General features: G+C 45.2%; 12 protein-coding genes, 1 tRNA gene and 5 pseudogenes. 6 read left to right on the plus strand and 12 right to left on the minus strand.

Annotation, left to right across the window (positions count from 1 at the left end; translation table 11 throughout):
- Nucleotides 1-68: 68 nt before the first annotated feature.
- Complete coding sequence (gene fimW / locus J4645_RS01530) at nt 69-665, minus strand: fimbria biosynthesis transcriptional regulator FimW (RefSeq protein ID WP_001523348.1); 597 nt, start codon at nt 663-665, stop codon at nt 69-71.
- A 254-nt stretch (nt 666-919) separates the two neighbouring features.
- On the opposite strand from fimW, the gene J4645_RS01535 reads away from it, so the two are divergent.
- Nucleotides 920-996 (plus strand) — tRNA-Arg (locus J4645_RS01535).
- Here the strand turns inward: J4645_RS01535 and J4645_RS01540 are convergent.
- The 3 genes and pseudogenes from J4645_RS01540 to J4645_RS01550 form a co-directional block, all read right to left on the minus strand.
- Nucleotides 955-1,253, minus strand: a pseudogene (locus J4645_RS01540) (tyrosine-type recombinase/integrase); the annotation flags it as partial. The gene J4645_RS01535 and the pseudogene J4645_RS01540 sit on opposite strands and share 42 nt — an antisense overlap.
- A gap of 1 nt (nt 1,254) precedes the next feature.
- Nucleotides 1,255-1,550, minus strand: a pseudogene (locus J4645_RS01545) (transposase); the annotation flags it as partial.
- A gap of 102 nt (nt 1,551-1,652) precedes the next feature.
- Nucleotides 1,653-1,928 carry a hypothetical protein gene (locus J4645_RS01550; protein WP_000021430.1) on the minus strand — a complete coding sequence of 92 codons (276 nt, stop codon included), beginning with the start codon at nt 1,926-1,928 and terminating at the stop codon, nt 1,653-1,655.
- A 737-nt stretch (nt 1,929-2,665) separates the two neighbouring features.
- Here J4645_RS01550 and J4645_RS01555 point away from each other — a divergent pair.
- Genes J4645_RS01555 through J4645_RS01565 form a run of 3 tightly spaced genes read left to right on the plus strand, consistent with a single transcriptional unit; the run spans nt 2,666 to nt 5,395 of the window.
- Nucleotides 2,666-3,028 carry a GtrA family protein gene (locus J4645_RS01555; protein WP_000915525.1) on the plus strand — a complete coding sequence of 121 codons (363 nt, stop codon included), beginning with the start codon at nt 2,666-2,668 and terminating at the stop codon, nt 3,026-3,028.
- A complete protein-coding gene (locus tag J4645_RS01560; protein WP_000868807.1) occupies nt 3,025-3,951 on the plus strand; it encodes a glycosyltransferase family 2 protein in 927 nt (308 codons plus the stop codon). Before J4645_RS01555 ends, J4645_RS01560 begins: the two co-directional genes overlap by 4 nt.
- Complete coding sequence (locus tag J4645_RS01565; protein ID WP_023214906.1) at nt 3,941-5,395, plus strand: hypothetical protein; 1,455 nt, start codon at nt 3,941-3,943, stop codon at nt 5,393-5,395. Before J4645_RS01560 ends, J4645_RS01565 begins: the two co-directional genes overlap by 11 nt.
- Nucleotides 5,396-5,483: 88 nt before the next feature.
- Here the strand turns inward: J4645_RS01565 and J4645_RS01570 are convergent, their stop codons facing one another.
- The 7 genes and pseudogenes from J4645_RS01570 to J4645_RS01600 all read right to left on the minus strand — a co-directional run.
- Nucleotides 5,484-6,665 carry an IS4 family transposase gene (locus J4645_RS01570; RefSeq protein ID WP_001276202.1) on the minus strand — a complete coding sequence of 394 codons (1,182 nt, stop codon included), beginning with the start codon at nt 6,663-6,665 and terminating at the stop codon, nt 5,484-5,486.
- A gap of 98 nt (nt 6,666-6,763) precedes the next feature.
- Nucleotides 6,764-7,944, minus strand: a pseudogene (locus tag J4645_RS01575) (IS256 family transposase).
- 87 nt (nt 7,945-8,031) lie between these two features.
- Nucleotides 8,032-9,618: a hypothetical protein gene (locus J4645_RS01580; protein WP_000969798.1), complete on the minus strand. Its 1,587-nt coding sequence runs from the start codon at nt 9,616-9,618 to the stop codon at nt 8,032-8,034.
- Complete coding sequence (locus J4645_RS01585; RefSeq protein ID WP_000703611.1) at nt 9,615-10,541, minus strand: glycosyltransferase family 2 protein; 927 nt, start codon at nt 10,539-10,541, stop codon at nt 9,615-9,617. The genes J4645_RS01580 and J4645_RS01585 overlap by 4 nt, the downstream gene beginning before the upstream one ends.
- Complete coding sequence (locus J4645_RS01590; protein ID WP_000915523.1) at nt 10,538-10,900, minus strand: GtrA family protein; 363 nt, start codon at nt 10,898-10,900, stop codon at nt 10,538-10,540. The genes J4645_RS01585 and J4645_RS01590 overlap by 4 nt, the downstream gene beginning before the upstream one ends.
- Before the next feature lie 423 nt (nt 10,901-11,323).
- The gene (locus tag J4645_RS01595; protein ID WP_000981670.1) at nt 11,324-11,533 is read right to left on the minus strand and encodes a hypothetical protein; all 210 of its coding nucleotides are present in this window, start codon (nt 11,531-11,533) and stop codon (nt 11,324-11,326) included.
- 235 nt (nt 11,534-11,768) lie between these two features.
- Nucleotides 11,769-12,143 (minus strand): annotated as a pseudogene (locus J4645_RS01600) (ATP-binding protein); the annotation flags it as partial.
- A 3-nt stretch (nt 12,144-12,146) separates the two neighbouring features.
- On the opposite strand from J4645_RS01600, the pseudogene J4645_RS01605 reads away from it, so the two are divergent.
- Nucleotides 12,147-12,413: pseudogene (locus J4645_RS01605) on the plus strand (efflux RND transporter permease subunit); the annotation flags it as partial.
- A 50-nt stretch (nt 12,414-12,463) separates the two neighbouring features.
- Here the strand turns inward: J4645_RS01605 and rclR are convergent.
- Nucleotides 12,464-13,318, minus strand: a complete 855-nt coding sequence (gene rclR / locus J4645_RS01610) for a reactive chlorine-specific transcriptional regulator RclR (protein WP_023214911.1) — start codon at nt 13,316-13,318, stop codon at nt 12,464-12,466.
- A 215-nt stretch (nt 13,319-13,533) separates the two neighbouring features.
- Here rclR and rclA point away from each other — a divergent pair, with 215 nt between their 5' ends.
- A complete protein-coding gene (rclA, locus tag J4645_RS01615; RefSeq protein WP_000195929.1) occupies nt 13,534-14,859 on the plus strand; it encodes a reactive chlorine resistance oxidoreductase RclA in 1,326 nt (441 codons plus the stop codon).
- The last annotated feature ends 10 nt before the right edge of the window (nt 14,860-14,869 follow it).

Genomic DNA, 14,869 nt, shown 5'->3' on the forward strand with positions numbered 1-14,869 from the left:
TGCCTGTAGGTATCGTTACTTAATTATTGGTGAGATATTTCGTAAGCCTTGTAAAAAGTTAAGTGAGTTTACTTACTGAGTAAGAAATGAAGGTTAACTCTAATATACTTTAAAAACTGCTGCTCCGTTTTAACATGTAATTTGCGCATAATGCTCCGGCGGAGTGACTTTGTCTGCTCTTCAGAAAGTGAAAGTAAAGCAGCCGTTTCGCTTAAATGATAACCGCTGGCGATCAGTTTTAATAAGTGACGTTCTGTTACTGAAAAATGACGAGTCGTGCAATAGTGGCAAATGCCGGAAGGGACGCTATGTCGAAGCGCTCGCTTATGTAAGATCAATATCATTTTCCGGGTAATTTCTTCAACATCATCTTCCCGATAAATATGCGGCAGCATATACAGACATGGTCTGAACATGAGCTTTTCTTTATCGCATTTATTACAAATAATTACCCGTAGCTGATGTTGGGTATGCATAGGTATCTGGTAACAGCCTGCGCTGAACCAATCATCATCCAGGGCCAGGAAAGCGATATCGGCATTATCTATCTCTTCTGGCGGCAGAAAGTCAATTTTCTGCTGCCATTGATTCGCCAGACGCGTCATGATGATTTTCAACCCATGCTCAAAGTGACTGTTTTGTTCCTTAATAGCGATACGCAGCATAAAAAATATCCTACACAGCAGGTGAATCATGGTGAAATATTAAAGAAACTTATTGATTTTCTAAATGCTGGCGGCCTTAATTCCCACTTTATGCGTGCTGAGATGTGTCCAGGCGATTTCCTGGAACCTGGCATAGCGCCAGAAAAGACGATATTCGTACACTTAGTCAGCAACCAGAACAAAAGCCATTGACTCAGGAGTGCCTGACCGTATAATTCTCGCGTTTCGTCTACACGAAGTCTTCACTTCACAAGGCGCCCTTAGCTCAGTTGGATAGAGCAACGGCCTTCTAAGCCGTGGGTCGCAGGTTCGAATCCTGCAGGGCGCGCCACTTATAAATCAACGCGTTACGCTTCTTTATTTCCTCCTTATTTTCCATATGGGACATATTTGGGACATCATCACCAAAAATGTCGTCTATTTCCCTCGCGTGTTCCGTTAAATGATTAGGCGCAAGGTGAGCATATCTGTGAACCATTTCAATAGATTTCCATCCCCCATTTCCTAAAGCACTGACAGTGGAACTCCTGATTGAATTAACCAGCTTGCCCATGTGTGCCTAAGGCCGTGAAAGCGAAAGTCTTCTATTTTTATTTTCGCCCAGCCACATACCCGGCTGCGCTTTCTGGCCTTCGGTGTTGATACCCAGCGCGAGGAAGACGGCTTTGTTTATGATGCTGTGACTTTGGATATCAATGTGAGCGACACATCGGCGTCGTACATTTCTTTGAAGGTGGCGGAGATTTCGCGCGTGACCATGCCTTTGACATACAGCGATAAAATCTGGCTGTCCATCTGTGTGAGCCGCGTCTGGTTCTTCTTAATCAACTGAGGTTTGAAGGTGTTTTCACGGTCACGCGGCGTGTTCAGTTCAATCTCGCCATCACCGCAATTTACCTGTCCTCGTTATCGGAATGAATATATCAAAAACAGGCAGATACACAATTTAAATTACAGTCTCTCAACAAAACGTAGATGCACCTTGTTTTATTTTTCTTTCTCTTCTACAGGGCCAATGAAACGCGTCTCCAATCGACAGACATTATTGGAAACCCCGTCAAAGTTGCCCCCTTGAGTTCCTGTTGCCAGCGGCATGAAGAAAATCCCGTTATATCCACCAAACGTGAGCACATTATCAGCATTGCAATTCTGTGTGGAACTGGAGTAAATGGCTGTAGTTTCGGTTAACTGGTAGATATCTAGGTTCTCGATAACTCCGCCGATGATTCTCACATCCGGCCACGTGATAGTCTCAATAGACAAAAATGATCAGGCAGTGATATCCGTGCCTGTCTGTCGTAATATCGCATGACCGCCAATTTCGGAGATGCAACGGTGCACTAGAGAGATTTTTGATGAGTAATATTCCGCGACGGGCAAAATACATTTTTTAACGCTTTCTGTAGCCTCAATATACTGCTTATTCTCAAATGTACTCCCGGCATTCGGCATGGTGCCAAATTTAGTCGCATCTCATGGGCCGATGATACATTTCTACGCATAGGTAGAGGCCACTGCAATAGTGTCTCTCTCATCTGTTAATCCGGTTTTATCTACACCCTGAAAAACGCAGCGACATTCCCCTGATGATCTGCATGCCAGCAGTACATAATCCCCAATAGACAGTGGAATAAAAATACTAAAATAAGAGTAAATAGTTGATTATAAAATTATTAATCTGCGGGATTCGAACTTGGAACCCTCGACTTAGAAGTTTCTGTAACCGCCGTTTAAGCCAACAAGTTATCCTGTTATCAATGCAAACACATGACCCACCTTCGAGAAACATACAAAGCTTTGTATGCCCCAAATCACCAGGTAATCATCAAACTCGCTGTAACTCACAGCATTTTCCAATATCAACCTATCGATTGCAACGATCGATTTTAATGTGTGTGATAGCTGAAAGCTATCAAACACTAGATTATTGATCGTCTTTATCGATCAAATCAATTTGTAGTGCTACACTCCAGACCTTTCCGAATCCGCTGATTTTCATAATGTTGAAGTTATTCGCTAAGTACACATCGATCGGTGTTCTTAACACGCTTATTCATTGGGGCGTATTTGCTTTTTGTGTGTATGGGATGCATACGCATCAGGCGCTGGCGAACTTTTCCGGTTTTGTTATCGCCGTATCGTTCAGCTTCTATGCCAATGCGCGCTTCACCTTTAACGCCAGCACCACCACGCTTCGCTACATGATGTACGTGGGATTTATGGGAACACTGAGCGCCGTTGTTGGCTGGATGGCTGACAAATGTTCCCTGCCGCCACTCCTTACTCTTGTCACCTTTTCAGCTATCAGCCTGACATGCGGATTCATTTATTCAAAGTTCATTGTCTTTAGGGATGCGAAATGAAAGTCTCGTTAGTCGTTCCGGTCTTCAATGAAGAAGCCACGATACCTATTTTCTATAAAACGGTTCGCGAGTTTGAAGAGCTAAAACCGTATGAAGTTGAGATTGTTTTCATCAACGACGGAAGCAAAGATGCGACTGAATCAATAATTAACAAAATAGCTGCATCTGATCCGCTCGTTATTCCGCTTTCGTTTACGCGAAACTTCGGTAAAGAACCTGCTCTTTTCGCGGGTCTCGACCATGCAACCGGGGATGCGGTCATTCCTATTGATGTCGATTTACAGGATCCGATAGAAGTTATCCCCCATCTCATTGAGAAGTGGCAGGCTGGCGCGGATATGGTGCTGGCTAAGCGCTCAGACCGCTCAACTGACGGGCGCATGAAGCGTAAGACAGCTGAATGGTTTTATAAGCTGCACAATAAAATCAGCAATCCGAAAATTGAAGAGAACGTCGGTGATTTCCGGTTAATGAGCCGTGAGGTTGTCGAAAATATTAAATTAATGCCCGAACGCAACTTGTTCATGAAGGGGGTGCTCAGTTGGGTTGGCGGAAAAACGGATGTTGTTAAATATGCCCGTGCCGAACGCGTGGCCGGTGATTCGAAATTCAACGGCTGGAAATTATGGAATCTGGCGCTCGAAGGGATTACCAGCTTCTCAACTTTCCCTCTCCGCATCTGGACGTATATCGGGTTAGCTGTCGCAGGTGTTGCATTCCTGTATGGTGCCTGGATGATATTCGACACTCTGGCGTTCGGTAACGCCGTGCGGGGATACCCGTCACTTCTGGTGTCGATACTGTTTCTTGGTGGCATCCAGCTAATCGGCATTGGTGTACTCGGCGAGTATATCGGAAGAATTTACATTGAAACCAAAGCAAGACCTAAATATATTTTGAAGGGGAAGAATAGTGTTAAATAAAAGCACGGTGGCTTTATATTTGATCTTCTCATTATGCGTTTTCGCGCTTTGCCTTTATATTTCCTTCAATAACCCAGTTACATCTGATGGAGCATCTTTATTTTTAGAAGCAAAAGATATGGCGGATGGAAACATTCTGCTACGAGGATGGACTCTTTCTACTGTATCGTTTTATTTCACTGAGGCGATATGGTATATGATAGTAATCAGGGTTTTTGGTGACAGTATATACCTGATGTATGTGTTACCAGCCGTATTCTACACGATTACTATTATGCTGGCCTTTGCTCTGTCACATACAGATGGGAAAATGAAGTGGTCAATCGCAGCGCTAATTCCATGCGTAATCATTTCATCTCCTATGGCGTCAACCATGACACTAGAGACATGTGTACATGTAGGAACTATCATATTTGCTCTGGTGTGCTTAAATATGCTTAGGTATGATAAACATACAACAATTAAACTGGCATGCGTCACGACTCTCACTGCTGCATCTGTATTCAGCGACTCGATATTCAACTACTATATCACTATACCGATAGTTGTTACTTTTATTGTTCATGTATTGATAAACAAAGACTTTAGCAAGTGGCGCTATGTATTTGCAGTTATTGTTGGTGTTGCCATAGCAAAGTTTCTTGCTTTAGTGGCAAATTATTTTGGTCTACTAAACACCCCCGGGACTCAACCTCCAGCATTTGTTAACTACGAGAATATACCATCTAACCTCAATCTTTTCATTGTTGGCATCATCCAGTATTTCGACGCCTTCATTTTCGGAAAACAGCTTTCTGCAAGCAATGTGATGATATTTAGTAGATTTGCAGTGATGATATTTTGGTTAGCTCTTTTAGTTGTAGCTATTAAAAACAGGTTTAAAGCTTCGTTTGTTGATACTGCATTATCCATTTCCTCAGTATTGCTACCAGCCGCATATGTAGCAAGTAATATGCCTGTAGACCTTGGCACTACAAGGTATCTGGTTTTCTCTTTTATTACTGGATCCGCTCTAATTGCACGTTATCTAAATTCACAAGCCGATCAAAGACTCTATGCTTTTGCTTCAACTATCATACTGATTTTTATTTTCATCCCAAGCGGAAGATACGAACTACCGAATTCGAGAGTACAAGATATTAGTAACTTTGTTCGTGATAATAACCTCGGTGATGGTTACGGCACATACTGGGTTGCGTCTGCCGTGACTCTGTTTAAAAACGGAGACGTAAGGCCAATCACGTTTACTGATGAAAACAAAACGGTTAGGTTAAACTGGCTGTCCAATAAAGCATGGTACGGTTTTAAATCAAGATATATCGTCACAGAGTTCAAGCATGATATTGATAAAATATTAAACCAGTATGGACGGGAGGGGCATATAAAAGAGATTGATAACGCATATATAATTTACTATGATGATGCAAGGATTGTTATAGAGTAGTCAACAAGGAGCCTGTCCATAATTCTGTGTAACTGCAACTGTATTAAAGGTGATCGCTCTGGCGCTGAGGGATCCCCATAAATCAGTGCTAATAAACCAACACCATATTCTGGTAGGTTCTGGCGAGGTGATTAAGAACGGTGCTTAGCACCGTTTGTTTTAAAATTAGCGGGGAGTGTCGTAAGACATTCTCCGCTAACGTCAGATACGAGATTACACGCCGTGTTTTAATGCTATTGGCCTGGTACCTAAGATGTAACCCTTGATTTTCAGCGTGATAGCCGATAAGCCACAGCACTATTGTGCTCAGTGTTGCCAGTAGGCTCAGTACCAGCACTCTTTCTGCCGAACGGCTGTAGCTGGCACGCAGGCCGAACCCAAAACGTTCACTTTTTTCATCCCTGAAGTTTTGCTCAATCTGCATTCGGCGACTGTATAACTTCATGATTTCTCGCGGCTTAAAGTTGTTTGTGCTACTGAATATTAACCACGGTTCTTTTGCCGCCGAGCGGGCATCTTTTATCTGTGATGGTCTGGCTATACCACAGCGAGAGCATTTATTTTTCCGTCCTTTCGGCAAATAAAAATGACCATCGCATCGGGTATATTTTGATCGGGCAAGCATTCCCGGCCCCAGATATTCCGGTTTAGTACTGGCCTGCAATTCCTGACGCCGGAACCAGTATTCCCCCTTGCTGTCCAAACGCATCCGGACATTGCCTCTGATGCGTCCGATAAAATCCCAGCCGAGAGATTTTATGTGCCGGAACCAGTCATTTTGGAACCCTGCGTCCGTGACGATGATGACCCTTGCTTTTGGGTTTACCGCCTCGAAAAGAGTATTAAGAAAAGCTTGCTGTACCTTTGCGTTTTGCTGTTTTTCCGAAGGAACTATCCAGCTCAGCAAGGGTAGCGAACGTCCATCGCAAATCAGGCTGGCACGGAGTACGTGATACTCCTGAGAGGGATACCCGCTCCAGTCAACAGCGATGACGCACAGTGATAGTCGGTTCGTCAGCATGGAAATAATATTTCTGAAAATCAGGGGGATATCGTGATGAAGAGACACATTACCGAGCAAACGATCAACACGTTTTATTTTATTTTTGACCTGAGCAGTACCTGGTAAATAACGTCCGATACTGGTCAGCGTCAGAGATGCGCCATTGATAAGTGCGATGGTGGCGTCCAGCAAAGCATTTTGTCGATATTTGTGAAACGGAGCTAAAGCGCCGCAGAAAAAATTTTGACATACCTGGCGAGCAGACATAGAGGTGATCTCATTGAATTGGTTACACAAATCAGTAGATCACAAAACTCTATGTCTGTCTTTTTTTACCCGCCCATTACTGGGGATTCCTCAGCGCTCTAGCGGTCACCGACCTCAATAATAAAACGACTCATTGCCAGCCGCCAGTGCTGGATCGGCATACTCCACTTTTTTGAGACATCTTTGATCGCCAGATAAATAACCTTCCACACTGAGTCGTCTCCCGGGAATACCTTGCATTTCTTATCTCGGCCCGGATCACACTGTTCAGTGATTCGATAGCGTTTGTGGTGTAGATCGCCTGGCGGATATCCGGCAGGTAGCTGAATAATGTGTTCAGGTTTTCCCTGTGCGCACGCCTGCTTTTGCTGATCTGCGGGTATTTGTCGTCACACACGCCCGCGAACACATTCAGCATCATCAGCGCCGCCTCTTCGGTAAACCGTCTTCAGACCACTGGTGACCGCCTTGTAGTCTTTCCAGGACACGTATTTCAGGCTGCTACGTACTATATGGATGATGCACAGCTGGATATGGGTCTGCGGGTAGACGCTGTTTATCGCATCCGGAAAGTCTTTCAGGCCGTCCACACAGGCAATCAGGATGTCCTGAAAACCACGATTTTTCAGCTCCACCAGCACATTCAGCCAGAATGTTGCGCCTTCATTTTCGGTCAGCCACCTACCCGGCAGAGCTTTCTGGCCTTCGGTGTTGATACCCAGCGCCAGGAAGACAGTTTTGTTTATGACGCTGTCATTTTGTCGGATTTTTACGACAATGCAGTCCATGTAAACAATGGGATACAGCGCATCCAGTTACCGGTTTTGCCACTCCGTAGCCTGCTCTTTTAGGGCATCTGTGACTTTGGATATCAATGTGAGCGACACATCGGCATCGTACATTTCTTTGAAGGTGGCGGCGATTTTGCGCGTGGTCATGCCTTTGGCATATAGCGATAAAATCTGGCTGTCCATCTATGTGAGCCGCGTCTGGTTCTTCTTAATCAACTGAGGTTTGACGGTGTTTCCACGGTCACGCGGCGTGTTCAATTCAATCTCGTCATCACCGCAAAGCAGGGTTTTTGACGAGTAGCCAGTACGGATGTTTGAGCTTTATTGTGCGTGTTTTTCTCATGCCCGGGATGGTCGGTCAGTTCTGCATTGAGCGCAGTTTCGACAGTAAGCTTCGTCAGCATTCGGGAAAACTGGTTGAGATCGGCTTTGGTTTTAAGGCCTTTAGCCAGTTCAGCAGCCAGCGCTTTGAGTTTATTTTCGTCCATCATTTGCCTGTCTCCGTTGTCGGAATGAACATATCAAAAACAGGCAGATACACAATTTAAATTACAGTCTCTGAGGCGGAATTATAGTTAATTACACCACTTAGGCTTGCTCCATATTACAGGTCCTAACCATATTTTCCCTTCCGCACCGTTATACAATATTTTTCCGTTTTTACTCTTTAATTCTGACTCTATTATTTTATCCGCCTTGCCATCTTTTGTGTAATATAAAACCTCACCATTAATGCAGTACCAACTTGGTCTGGACAACCACGTTCTAGGAATTACAAATTTATTATAAGAGTCTGTGAGTTCAGAAGAGTGTACTTCTGCATCAATCGAGTTTAATAGTTGCATTCTCCAAAAATCCTCTCCATAAATATATGTTATTCCAGTTGACTTTACAATTGAAATAATTTTTTTATTTATTTCTGAATTCATATTGGATTTATTGTAACTAAAAGACTCTGCTTTTGTTGTATATAGTACTGGTGCTATTGCTGACATGCATATAGCCATTGCAATAGTTAATGAATATGAATATGTATTATTTTTTATATTACTTTTAAAAATTTTAAAAATGGTGGCAAATACAGAAATTTTTAGTATACAAGTTGCCCAGAAAATATGACGACCTTCTGGGTTGAGGCATGATATAAGTAGCAGTCCTAAAACAAAACCTGTAGCTCCCAATGCACATAACAGATCTAGTCGACAAATACTAGTTTTAGTTTTTCTGCCATCAATCAAAATGTGAAGAAATATTTTTAAGCCATATACAATAGTTGCAATAAATAAAAGTATATACAATAAGCCCATAAAGTAGAAAGGTGTCAATATTCCTATTGCGTTACTTCCAACAGCCAAGCTAGAGGATGAAGAGTACACCAGGATTGACTTTAAAATTATAAAAAGATTGTCAATTGCTTTATCTGGAGATATTAACAACGATGCTTGAGAATAGTCGACCTTGAGTGGGAAATGTCTGCCTAAAAGATAATCATTTGCCATCTTGCCGATAACAAAAGATACAGCTATAGATAACATTGACACAACTGAATTTTTTGATCTGAATATAATCAGTATGAATAAAATGAAAGGTGCTATAATAATCAAAGTTCTAATTGGCTGCTCTGCAGTCATTAGAATAACAGCAAGGGCAGAAATACACAAAAAACTCTTTTTGCTTTCTTGAATATATATGATAACCGGTAGGCATATCATAATAGAAAGTACTACATTCGAAAGATGCGATTCCTGACCAAGTAAAAAATCAATATCATCCATACCAAGCGGAATGAATAAGCAAGTTGATAGTAAAAGAGAAAAATATTTATTACCACAATATTTAGAGATAATTAGATTGCAAATATAAAACCAAACGCAGATCGCTATTGCACCGCCTATTGCATAAGCCTTATATCCTGAAAAACCAATGCAGTTGGCTAAGGCTATGAATGGGCTTATTTTTAGCATAATAAGTTGGTTGCCGTAGAAAAAATCATGTGGAAGTAAAACCCCTTCATCTCTTATGGCTGAAGCTAAAACTTGATATGCTGCTGAATCTGCGTGAAAAAAATTCGGATAAATATAAATGTGATGCACTAAGCCAATGGCAAGGCCAATAATGATTACAGATACATGCCAAAAATAATTTTTTTTAAATTCCATCATTTTATTTGACCAACTTTCTTAATGATATATTTAGGTCTTGCTTTGGTTTCAATGTAAATCCTTCCGATATACTCGCCGAGTACACCGATGCCGATTAGCTGGATACCACCAAGAAACAGTATCGACACCAGAAGTGACGGGTATCCCCGCACGGCGTTACCGAACGCCAGAGTGTCAAATATCATCCAGGCACCATACAGGAATGCAACACCTGCGACAGCTAACCCGATATACGTCCAGATGCGGAGAGGGAAAGTTGAGAAGCTGGTAATCCCTTCGAGCGCCAGATTCCATAATTTCCAGCCGTTGAATTTCGAATCACCGGCCACGCGTTCGGCACGGACATATTTAACAACATCCGTTTTTCCGCCAACCCAACTGAGCACCCCCTTCATGAACAAGTTGCGTTCGGGCATTAATTTAATATTTTCGACAACCTCACGGCTCATTAACCGGAAATCACCGACGTTCTCTTCAATTTTCGGATTGCTGATTTTATTGTGCAGCTTATAAAACCATTCAGCTGTCTTACGCTTCATGCGCCCGTCAGTTGAGCGGTCTGAGCGCTTAGCCAGCACCATATCTGCGCCAGCCTGCCACTTCTCAATGAGATGGGGGATAACTTCTATCGGATCCTGTAAATCGACATCAATAGGAATGACCGCATCCCCGGTTGCATGGTCGAGACCCGCGAAAAGAGCAGGTTCTTTACCGAAGTTTCGCGTAAACGAAAGCGGAATAACGAGCGGATCAGATGCAGCTATTTTGTTAATTATTGATTCAGTCGCATCTTTGCTTCCGTCGTTGATGAAAACAATCTCAACTTCATACGGTTTCAGCTCTTCAAACTCGCGAACCGTTTTATAGAAAATAGGTATCGTGGCTTCTTCATTGAAGACCGGAACGACTAACGAGATTTTCATTTCGCATCCCTAAAGACAATGAACTTTGAATAAATGAATCCGCATATCAGGCTGATAGCTGAAAAGGTGACAAGCGTAAGGAGTGGTGGCAGGGAGCATTTGTCAGCCATCCAGCCAACAACAGCGCTCAGTGTTCCCATAAATCCCACGTACATCATGTAGCGAAGCGTGGTGGTGCTGGCGTTAAAGGTGAAGCGAGCATTGGCATAGAAGCTGAACGATACAGCGATAACAAAACCGGAAAAGTTCGCCAACGCCTGATGCGTATGCATCCCATACACACAAAAAGCAAATACGCCCCAATGAATAAGCGTGTTAAGAACACCGATCGATGTGTACTTAGCGAATAACTTCAACATTATGAAAATCAGCGGATTCGGAAAGGTCTGGAGTGTAGCACTACAAATTGTTTTGATCGATATAAACGATCAATAATGTGATATTTGATAGTTTAAACTTATTGTTATCTTATTAATTGATCGTTGTTACCGATCAATTGGGACTACTGATTGCTAAGTGGTTTGGGACAAAAACGGGACACACAAAGCTTTGCATCGGCTTGCAAGGCTTTGCATGTTTTTCGAAGATGGGGCGAGTGTGAGTGCCGTAGTATGGGATAACTTGTTGTTAGCTCAGGTAGTTCCAGAAACATCTAAGCCGTGGGTCGCAGGTTCGAATCCTGCAGGGCGCGCCATTTAACCTCTCAAAATTATGTTAATCCGTAAGCTTCTGCGGCGACGACGTTGCGCCATCCGCAGTACGTGACGCTAATATGCAAATAACTAATTGCGTTTAATCTGTTTATGGTGTTCCTCAGCCTGGATCTCGTGGGCGAAAGAATGGGCATTATTCATCGATTGATGGATGACCATTGCTTTTTCATAGTCGTCCATTTCAGAAAAGGGTGTCGCATTTTCCACAGTAGTCGGGGCGCTGGGTTTCTGTGTCTGAGCCATTTGCTGATGCGCGAAGGCGTCACCGTTATTCATCATCTCATGCGCCGTGGCGGATAAGTGGCGGGATTCCATTTTCTCTGCGGCGTTTACGCCAGCTGAAATAAAAAAACGACAGCTAAAAGGGATGTAAACTTATTTATCTTATTTCTCCGGTGTGGGTTAATAAGAGAAATAATAAAACAGTCGTTGGGTCTGGCGCGTGACGGGATAATGACGATGATGTCAGATTATTTTGCTGGCTAGTGATAGCGCCTTTCACTATCGCTACAGTTCAACGGAGGTGTTTGGGTAATGTCAAAATAAAACGAGTAGCGCGCGTATCGGAGGTGACAGAAACTTTTCCCTGATGCGCAATGACGATGGATTTTACAATTGCCAGGCCTATACCGCTGCCTTCCCCTTTACGCTGGTGGGAGGGATCAATGCGATAAAAACAATCGAAAAGGCGCGGCAAATGTTCCGGCGCGATTGGCGTACCGGGGTTTTCAACAATAATATGTATCTGGTCGTCCGCTTCTTTTATCCGAAGAGTAATGGTTTTACCCGGCGGCGTATAGCGCATCGTATTAGAGAGTAAATTACTGATCGCTCTGCGCAGCATGATGGGATCGCCGGTGATCCAGCAGGCGCGGCCTTCAAAGCGCAAGCTCCCAACACCTTTTCGGCAGAAAAACTCGATGAGACGCTTTACCACGGGGCGGTGCTTCGGGGGCGGCCAAAAGCCATGACGGTAGCGGTGATTATCGCCGGTCTGCTGCCTTTTTTATGGGGGGCCGGCGCGGGTTCTGAGGGGATGAGCCGTATTGCCGCGCAGATGATCGGCGGCATGATTACCGCGCCGCTGCTGTCGCTGTTCATCATTCCGGCAGCCTACAAGCTGATGTGGCTGCGCAGGCATCGTCGCCTTGCGGCATAACGTGTGTCGCCCGCCTGCGGCGTCAAACTGCAGGCGGGTTCAGCCTACGTTTATCGTCCGAGCGCGCTGACCCGTTTGCGGTACTCGCCTGGTGTACAACCGAATTCACGGACAAAAGCTTTGTGAAAAGAAGATTCGCTCGCATAACCTACCGACTCGGCAATCACCATCACCGGCAGCGCTTCACGCGACAGGGTCTGGGCGGCGATTTGCAGGCGCAGCGTTGTTAACACGGCTAAGGGCGTCGTAGCGGACACGTCGCGAAATAGCTGGGCGAAGCTCGCCCGCGACATGTGTACCCGTTGCGCCAGCGTTTCGACCGTCCAGGGATGCGCCGGTGTTTCCAGCATGTGAAGGATCACGCGGCCCAGCCGGGGATGCAGCAATAAATTGAGCACGCTTTTCGCTGTGCCAGCCTGCGATAGCCAGTCGCGAACGGCGAGGGTAAACAGCGTGGCGCACTGCTGACTGTATAAGACCTCAGCGCCAGGTAAATGGCGTTCTGACTCCTGCTGTAACAGCAAAATGGCGGCGTTAAGCCAGATACTGGCGGGGCTATGCGGCGGCGGGGCAAGACATAACACTTCCGGCAACGCGGTAAGGAAATAACGTGACGTCGTGTGCAGACGTAGACTACCGCACACGATATGTGTCGGTGCTTCGCCAGACTGGCGCAAACGGTGGGCGGAGTTTTGCGGCAGAATCACCACCTTTCCCGGCGTAAGCGTCATGGCGTCGCCGGTAGGCATTTCCAGTTGCGCTTCGCCCTGCGTAACGGTATGCCAGCGAATCACCGATAGCTCGCCAGCGGCGTGCGGCAACTGCCAGTCGCCGCCTAACGGGCAATTCTTGTCGATTGAGCCCTGAGGGGCGTTAAGCGTCAATAGCCGACTAAGCGCATCCATATAGACTCCAGAACAGATTTATTTTCAAAAATAGAGATAACCATTTCTGTATCTGTTCACTATATTTCTGACTCAATGTCATTTCTACCCTTATTTTTGCTAACCGCCAATTTAGACGATAAGACAAAAAATGACGCGTTGCGGATAACCCTGTCTTTTTTGACGTTACTTATACTTGTCCTGACAAACAGATGGTGATTTGGCGGAGAAAGAAGATGACACAGTATCAGGCGCTCATTATTGGTTTTGGCAAGGCAGGAAAAACGTTGGCGGCAACTCTGGCGAAGACGGGATGGCGCGTGGCGATTATCGAACAGTCCGCCAGTATGTTCGGCGGAACCTGCATCAACATTGGCTGTATTCCAACGAAAACGCTGGTGCATGATGCGGAACGTGAGGGCGATTTTTCTGTCGCCATGCAACGCAAAGCGGCGGTCGTAAATTTTTTACGCGACAAAAATTTTCATAATCTTGCCGACCTGGACAATGTCGATGTGATTGAGGGAAGGGCGGAGTTTATTGATAACCATACCTTACGGGTATTTCAGGCGGACGGCGAGCGGGTGTTACGGGGAGAAAAGATCTTCATTAATACTGGCGCAGAGTCGGTGATCCCGGCTATTACGGGCTTAACAACGACGGCAGGGGTGTTCGATAGCACCGGGCTACTCAGCCTGAGCCAGCGTCCGGCGCGGCTGGGGATTTTAGGCGGCGGTTATATTGGCCTTGAATTTGCCTCAATGTTCGCCAACTTCGGTACGAAGGTCACTATCTTTGAAGCAGCGCCGCAATTCCTGCCTCGTGAAGATCGGGATATCGCGCAGGCAATTACCCGCATTTTACAGGAAAAGGGCGTCGAGCTAATTTTAAACGCCAACGTACAGGCCGTATCCTCAAAGGAGGGCGCGGTACAAGTAGAAACGCCGGAAGGCGCGCATCTTGTGGATGCCCTGCTGGTGGCGTCGGGGCGAAAACCGGCGACGGCTGGTTTACAGTTGCAGAACGCCGGCGTGGCGGTGAACGAGCGCGGCGGGATCATCGTGGATGATTACCTGCGTACCACGGCGGACAATATCTGGGCGATGGGCGACGTTACCGGTGGGTTGCAGTTTACCTATATTTCACTGGATGATTTTCGTATTGTACGCGACGGATTATTGGGAGATGGCAAACGCAGTACCCGCGATCGCCAGAACGTTCCGTATTCCGTCTTTATGACGCCGCCGCTCTCTCGTGTCGGGCTGACGGAAGAACAAGCGCGGGCAAGCGGCGCAACGGTGCAGGTGGTGACATTACCGGTGGCGGCGATCCCTCGCGCCCGTGTTATGAACGATACCCGTGGCGTACTAAAAGCGGTAGTGGACGTGAATACGCAGCGTATTGTAGGGGTGTCATTGTTATGCGTCGATTCTCATGAAATGATTAATATTGTTAAAACCGTTATGGATGCAGATTTACCTTATACGGTGTTACGCGACCAGATATTTACCCATCCTACAATGAGTGAGTCTTTAAACGATCTCTTCTCTCTCATTAAGTAAAACATAAATA

The organism is Salmonella sp. 32082101201600294FB01SM01, assembly GCF_017572865.1.
GTDB lineage: Bacteria > Pseudomonadota > Gammaproteobacteria > Enterobacterales > Enterobacteriaceae > Salmonella > Salmonella enterica.

Coding starts and splice junctions, on each gene's coding strand:
- J4645_RS01585 (WP_000703611.1), bottom strand. CDS start 10,541: ATGAAAATCTCGTTAGTCGTTCCGGTCTTCAATGAAGAAGCCACGATA.
- J4645_RS01595 (WP_000981670.1), bottom strand. CDS start 11,533: ATGATGAATAACGGTGACGCCTTCGCGCATCAGCAAATGGCTCAGACA.
- J4645_RS01560 (WP_000868807.1), top strand. CDS start 3,025: ATGAAAGTCTCGTTAGTCGTTCCGGTCTTCAATGAAGAAGCCACGATA.
- rclR (WP_023214911.1), bottom strand. CDS start 13,318: ATGGATGCGCTTAGTCGGCTATTGACGCTTAACGCCCCTCAGGGCTCA.
- J4645_RS01590 (WP_000915523.1), bottom strand. CDS start 10,900: ATGTTGAAGTTATTCGCTAAGTACACATCGATCGGTGTTCTTAACACG.
- fimW (WP_001523348.1), bottom strand. CDS start 665: ATGCTGCGTATCGCTATTAAGGAACAAAACAGTCACTTTGAGCATGGG.
- rclA (WP_000195929.1), top strand. CDS start 13,534: ATGACACAGTATCAGGCGCTCATTATTGGTTTTGGCAAGGCAGGAAAA.
- J4645_RS01555 (WP_000915525.1), top strand. CDS start 2,666: ATGTTGAAGTTATTCGCTAAGTACACATCGATCGGTGTTCTTAACACG.
- J4645_RS01570 (WP_001276202.1), bottom strand. CDS start 6,665: ATGTCTGCTCGCCAGGTATGTCAAAATTTTTTCTGCGGCGCTTTAGCT.
- J4645_RS01580 (WP_000969798.1), bottom strand. CDS start 9,618: ATGATGGAATTTAAAAAAAATTATTTTTGGCATGTATCTGTAATCATT.